This is a genomic window from Streptomyces sp. NPDC059564, from assembly GCF_042735575.1.
Taxonomy (GTDB): Bacteria; Actinomycetota; Actinomycetes; order Streptomycetales; family Streptomycetaceae; genus Streptomyces.
In genome coordinates this window covers 1-6,337 of sequence record NZ_JBHWBP010000411.1, presented here as the reverse complement: position 1 = coordinate 6,337, position 6,337 = coordinate 1, and the positions used below count along the sequence as shown (strand labels likewise).

The 6,337-nt window shown below is 72.1% G+C and carries 4 protein-coding genes; 2 read left to right on the top strand and 2 right to left on the bottom strand.

Annotated elements, in window-relative coordinates; genetic code table 11:
- Positions 1 to 138: 138 nt before the first annotated feature.
- Positions 139 to 1,638 (bottom strand): M28 family metallopeptidase, encoded by a 1,500-nt coding sequence (locus ACFV0Q_RS36815; protein ID WP_385011685.1) that lies wholly within the window; start codon positions 1,636 to 1,638, stop codon positions 139 to 141.
- Positions 1,639 to 1,897: 259 nt separating this feature from the next.
- Between ACFV0Q_RS36815 and ACFV0Q_RS36810 the strand changes: the two genes are divergently transcribed.
- The gene (locus ACFV0Q_RS36810) at positions 1,898 to 2,926 is read left to right on the top strand and encodes an aspartate-semialdehyde dehydrogenase (RefSeq protein ID WP_385011682.1); all 1,029 of its coding nucleotides are present in this window, start codon (positions 1,898 to 1,900) and stop codon (positions 2,924 to 2,926) included.
- A gap of 54 nt (positions 2,927 to 2,980) precedes the next feature.
- On the opposite strand, the gene ACFV0Q_RS36805 is transcribed toward ACFV0Q_RS36810, so the two are convergent.
- Entirely contained in the window at positions 2,981 to 3,487 is a 507-nt protein-coding gene (locus ACFV0Q_RS36805; protein ID WP_385011679.1) for a DUF1203 domain-containing protein, read from the bottom strand.
- A gap of 138 nt (positions 3,488 to 3,625) precedes the next feature.
- On the opposite strand from ACFV0Q_RS36805, the gene pepN reads away from it, so the two are divergent.
- Positions 3,626 to 6,202, top strand: coding sequence for an aminopeptidase N (gene pepN / locus ACFV0Q_RS36800; RefSeq protein WP_385011677.1), 2,577 nt, complete (start codon positions 3,626 to 3,628; stop codon positions 6,200 to 6,202).
- The last annotated feature ends 135 nt before the right edge of the window (positions 6,203 to 6,337 follow it).

Here is a 6,337-nt window from a genome sequence, read left to right as displayed (position 1 = left end):
CGGCCTCGGCAGCGTGCAGATCGAGAAGGTCCTCCCGTAACTCCCGTGCGGGGGTGACGGCTTGCCGGAGGGGCGGGCGCCCGCATCGGGCGCCCGCCCCTTCGCCGTACCCCGGCCCCCCTCGGGCCGTCTACCGGGTCACTTCCCGATCGAGCTCAGGTCCTGCGCGTAGGTGCCCACCGCGTGCGCGATGACGTCCAGGTTGGTGTCGAAGGCCTTGAGGTCGAGGTTCTTCAGGGTGTCGCCCGCCCCGTGGTAGTTCGGGTCGTACGCGGCGCCGGCCGTGCCGCCGTAGCGCTTGGCCTGCTCGGCGGTCTTGATGCCCTCGGCACCGGTGAAGGTGCCGCCCGCCGGGATGCCGTTCGCGATGAACGGGCCGTAGTCGGAGCGGCCGTCGAAGTCGCTGCCCTCGTGCGGCTTGCCCTTCTTGTCGAGGAAGCCGTTGATCAGCGCCTCGATCTGCGCCGAGCCGGCCGGGCCCGCGCCCTCGCCCGTCTTGTCCGAGTCGTCGCCGTCGTAGACGAACTGCGCCGGGTTCGGCGAGGCGATCATGTCGAAGTTCAGGTAGAGCGCGATGTCCTTCTTCTGCTTCTCCGACAGCTGCGCGACGTAGTGCTCGGAGCCCAGCAGGCCCAGCTCCTCCGCCGACCACCAGGCGAAGCGGACCTTGTTCGCGGTCCCCTTGCCCTTCTTGTTGGCACCCTCGTCGGCGAGCCCCAGGGCCACCTCCAGCAGACCGGCCGAGCCCGAGCCGTTGTCGTTGATGCCCGGGCCCTCGGGCACCGAGTCGAGGTGGGAGCCGAGGGTCACCACGCGGTCGGCGCGGCCGCCCTTCGTCTCGGCGATCACGTTGCGGGTGGTCTTCTTCACGTGCTCCTGGTCCAGGTCCAGACGCACCTTCACCTCCCCCTTGGCGGCGGCCGCGGTCAGCGCCTCGCCGTCGGCCAGGGTGATGCCCGCGCTCGGGATGACCCCCTCGGCCGGGGAGGAGAACCCGCCGCGCACCGGGGTGGTGCCGCTGTGGTTGTAGACGATCACGCCGAGCGCGCCCGCCTCGGCGGCCGCCTTCTGCTTCTCCACGAAGGTGCAGGAGCCCCGCTTGACCAGGGCGATCTTCCCGGTGAAGGTGCCGCTCGCGTAGTCGTCGGCGGTGCAGCCGGGGGTCTCGTCGACCCGGGCGAGGGCGAGCGGGGCGACGAGGCCGCCCGCCGGGGTGGACTTGGTGAAGGTGAAGGCGGCGGTGGCCAGCTCGCGGCCGCCCTCGCCGAGGACGGTCGTCTTCTCCGTCTTCGTGTGCGCCTCGTAGATGTCGAAGTCCTGGTACGAGACCTCGTACCCGGCCTTCTTCAGGGTGTCGTGGACGTACGCGGCGGAGGCCGCGTGGCCCGGGGTGCCCGCGGCGCGGTTGCCGCCGTTGGCGTCGGCGATCTGCTGGAACTTCGCCAGGTGGCGGTAGGCCCCGCGGGCGGTGACCTCCTCCACCAGCTCCTTGGCGAGCCTGGCCCCGCGCCGGTCCTGGTGGTCGTTGTCGTGGGCCGACGCCGGAGCGGCGGCGATCAGGACGGGCGCGGCGACGGCGGCGGCCGCGAGGGCGGCGAGGGCCGGTATCGAGCGGCGGCGGTGGCGGATGTCCCGCACGGTGTTCTCCCCGAGGTGAGCGGTTCGGTCTCTGGTACGCCACGTCCGGATACCGGGCACGGCAGAATGGACGCTAACCGGTCGTGACCAGGCAAAACGGCAGTTCGGGGCACCTGCAACACGCCCGCCACGGACTCGTCACGGGGGTTCACACCCAGGACACCGTCCGCACCTCGGACAATGGATTGGACAAGCCTCGTGGGGTCGAACGCATGATGGCCCCACGCGCGCACGCGCCCACGTACCAAGAGGAGTCACCGTGAGGGTCGGAATCGTCGGAGCCACCGGACAGGTCGGCGGAGTCATGCGCGGCATCCTGGCCGAGCGCAAGTTCCCGGTGGACGAGCTGCGGCTGTTCGCCTCGGCCCGTTCGGCGGGCTCGACCCTGGAGTGGGAGGGCCGGGAGATCACCATCGAGGACGCCTCCACGGCCGACTACTCCGGCCTGGACATCGTGCTCTTCTCCGCGGGCGGCGCCACCTCCAAGGCCCTCGCCGAGAAGGTCGCCGCACAGGGCGCCGTCGTGATCGACAACTCCTCCGCCTGGCGCGGCCACCCCGAGGTCCCCCTCGTGGTCTCCGAGGTCAACCCGCACGCGATCAAGAACCGCCCCAAGGGCATCATCGCGAACCCGAACTGCACCACCATGGCCGCGATGCCCGTGCTGCGCCCGCTGCACGACGAGGCCGGCCTGACCGCGCTGGTCGCCACCACCTACCAGGCCGTCTCCGGCTCCGGCCTGGCCGGCGTCGCCGAGCTCAAGGGCCAGGCCTGCGCCGTCTCCGAGACCGCCGACCAGCTGACCTTCGACGGCGGCGCCGTGGACTTCCCGGAGCCGGCCGTCTACAAGCGCCCGATCGCGTACAACGTGGTCCCGCTCGCGGGCAACCTGGTCGACGACGGCTCCTTCGAGACCGACGAGGAGCAGAAGCTCCGCAACGAGTCCCGCAAGATCCTGGAGATCCCGGAGCTCAAGGTCTCCGGCACCTGCGTGCGCGTTCCCGTCTTCTCGGGCCACTCGCTGCAGGTCAACGCCCGCTTCGCGCGCCCGCTGAGCGTCGAGCGCGCGTACGAGCTGCTGAAGGACGCCCCCGGCGTCGAGCTGTCCGAGATCCCGACCCCCCTCCAGGCCGCCGGCAAGGACGCCTCGTACGTGGGCCGCATCCGCGTGGACGAGACGGTCGACAACGGCATCGCGCTGTTCCTGTCCAACGACAACCTGCGCAAGGGCGCGGCGCTGAACGCCGTGCAGATCGCGGAGCTGGTCGCCGAGGAGCTGCGCGGCTGACGCCCACGGCACCACGGGAGGGGCGGCGCCGCCACGGCGCCGCCCCTCGCCGCGTCAGGGGCGCCTGACCTCGTAGAGGAAGCAGCCGTACTCCACTGCCCTGACGTGCACGAGGGCGGCCTCCGGATCGGCGAAGGCCTCGTCCAGGGCCCGCCCGAGCTCCGCGTCGGGGTCCTCGCCGAAGGTGAGGACGCGGCCGCCGAGGATGTGCCCGCGGGCGCTGTACCGCCGGGCGGCGCGCTGCACACCGGTCCGGGCGAACGGGTACCCCTCGCCGCCGGCCGGCCCGCCGCAGTCCTCGGCGTGGACGAAGACGGGCCCCTGCTCGTCGTACGCCCCCGGCCGTGCGCCGGTCGCGGCGGCCCAGCGCCGCAGCGGCGCGTAGGAGACGAGCGCGATCCGCTCGCCGGGCCGGCTGCCGCGCAGGCAGCAGCGCAGCGGCGCGCCGCCCTCGGTGTCCTCGTACGGGACGCACGCGCGCCCGGCGTCGTCGCGCTCCCGGAGCGCGGCGAGGGCGGCGGGGGCGATGGGGAGCACGGTGTGGCGTGTCACAGTGGTCATGGGTCCAGCGTGCGGCCCGCGGGCCCGCGGGGCTGGCAGGAATCGGACCTCGCGTTCGCCCGTGGATTACTCCGCCACGGTGACGCCGCCCCCGTGGAAGGATGGCCGGGCAACGTCACCATCAAAGGAGATGACCGCGTGCCTGGCACGAATCTCACCCGTGAAGAGGCTCAGCAGCGGGCGAAGCTGCTCACCGTCGACTCGTACGAGGTCGAACTGGATCTCAGCGGTGCGCAGGAGGGCGGCACGTTCCCGTCCGTGACCACCGTGCGCTTCCAGTCGGCCGACGCCGGCGCCGAGACCTTCATCGACCTGGTCGCGCCGGCCGTCCACGAGGTCGTCCTGAACGGCAAGGCGCTGGACGTCGCCGCCGTCTTCCGCGACTCCCGGATCGCGCTGCCCGGCCTCGCCGCCGGGGCGAACGAGCTCCGCGTCGTCGCGGACTGCGCCTACACCAACAGCGGTGAGGGCCTGCACCGCTTCGTCGACCCGGTCGACCAGCAGGCCTACCTGTACACCCAGTTCGAGGTGCCGGACGCGCGGCGGGTCTTCGCCAGCTTCGAGCAGCCCGACCTGAAGGCGACGTTCCAGTTCACCGTGACGGCCCCCGAGGGCTGGACGGTCATCTCGAACTCCCCGACGCCGGAGCCGAAGGACCGCGTGTGGGCCTTCGAGCCGACCCCGCGGATCTCCTCGTACATCACCGCGCTGATCGTCGGCCCGTACCACGCCGTGCACAGCAGCTACGAGGGCCCGGACGGGCAGTCCGTCCCGCTCGGCATCTACTGCCGTCCCTCGCTGGCCGAGTTCCTCGACGCGGACGAGATCTTCGACGTCACCCGGCAGGGCTTCGACTGGTTCCAGGAGAAGTTCGCGTACGACTACCCGTTCGCGAAGTACGACCAGCTCTTCGTCCCGGAGTTCAACGCGGGCGCGATGGAGAACGCGGGCGCGGTCACCATCCGCGACCAGTACGTCTTCCGCTCCAAGGTGACGGACGCGGCGTACGAGGTCCGCGCGGAGACGATCCTCCACGAGCTCGCGCACATGTGGTTCGGCGACCTGGTCACCATGGAGTGGTGGAACGACCTGTGGCTGAACGAGTCGTTCGCGACGTACACCTCCATCGCCTGCCAGGCGTACGCGGAGGGCTCGAAGTGGCCGCACGCCTGGACCACCTTCGCCAACTCCATGAAGACCTGGGCGTACCGGCAGGACCAGCTGCCCTCCACGCACCCGATCATGGCGGACATCCGTGACCTGGACGACGTCCTCGTCAACTTCGACGGGATCACGTACGCCAAGGGCGCCTCGGTGCTCAAGCAGCTCGTCGCGTACGTCGGCCAGGACGCCTTCTTCAAGGGCGTGCAGGCCTACTTCAAGGCGCACGCGTTCGGCAACACGCGCCTGTCGGACCTGCTGGGCGCCCTGGAGGAGACCTCCGGCCGCGACCTGACCGCCTGGTCGAAGGCGTGGCTGGAGACGGCCGGCATCAACATCCTGCGCCCGGAGGTGGAGACGGACGAGAACGGTGTGATCACCGCCTTCGCCGTCCGCCAGGAGGCCCCGGCCCTGCCCGCGGGCGCCAAGGGCGAGCCGGTGCTGCGGCCGCACCGCATCGCGGTCGGCCTGTACGAGCTCCGGGACGGCAAGCTGGTCCGCACGGACCGCATCGAGCTGGACATCGACGGCGAGCTGACGGCGGTGCCGGAGCTGGCGGGCCGTGCGCGTCCGGCGGTGGTGCTGCTCAACGACGACGACCTGTCCTACGCGAAGGTCCGTCTGGACGAGGTCTCGCTGGCCAACGTCACCGCGCACCTCGGCGACTTCACCGAGTCGCTGCCGCGCGCCCTGTGCTGGGCCTCCGCCTGGGACATGACGCGGGACGGCGAGCTCGCCACCCGCGACTACCTGGCGCTGGTCCTGTCGGGGATCGGCAAGGAGTCCGACATCGGCGTCGTGCAGTCCCTGCACCGTCAGGTGAAGCTGGCCGTGGACCTGTACGCCGATCCGGCGTGGCGGGAGCAGGGCCTGGCGACCTGGACCGAGGCCGCGCTGGAGCACCTGCGGACGGCCCAGCCGGGCAGCGACCACCAGCTGGCGTGGGCGCGGGCCTTCGCGGCGACGGCCCGCACCGAGGAGCAGCTCGCCCACCTGGCGGCGCTGCTGGACGGGTCCGAGACGGTCGAGGGCCTGGTCGTGGACACGGAGCTGCGGTGGGCGTTCCTGGAGCGCCTGGTCACGACCGGGGTCGCCGACGAGCCGGCCATCGCGGCCGAGCTGGAGCGGGACGCGACGGCGGCCGGTGAGCGGCACGCGGCGACGGCGCGGGCCGCGCGCCCGACGGCCGACGCCAAGGCCGAGACGTGGGCGGCGGTCATCGACTCCGCGGACCTGCCGAACGCGGTGCAGGAGGCCGTGATCGGCGGCTTCGTCCAGACCGACCAGCGGGAGCTGCTCGCGGCGTACGCGGAGCGGTACTTCGCGGTGGTCAAGGAGGTCTGGGACAACCGGAGCCACGAGATCGCGCAGCAGATCGCGGTGGGGCTGTACCCGTCGCTCCAGGTCTCCCAGGAGACCCTGGACGCGACGGACGCCTGGCTGGCCTCGGCCGAGCCGAACGCGGGTCTGCGCCGCCTGGTCTCGGAGTCCCGGGCGGGCGTGGAACGCGCCCTGAAGGCCCAGGCCGCCGACGCCGCTGCCGCTCGGGTCTGACAACCCCGGGGCCCCCGCCTCCCCTCCGGGGGCGGCGGGGGCCGCGTCATGAAGTCCGGGCTCCGCCCGTCCCCCTGGGGCTCCGCCCCAGACCCCGCGCCTCAAACTCCCCCAGCTACCGCTGGGAGGGGCCCC

Coding starts and splice junctions, on each gene's coding strand:
- ACFV0Q_RS36805 (WP_385011679.1), bottom strand. CDS start 3,487: ATGACCACTGTGACACGCCACACCGTGCTCCCCATCGCCCCCGCCGCC.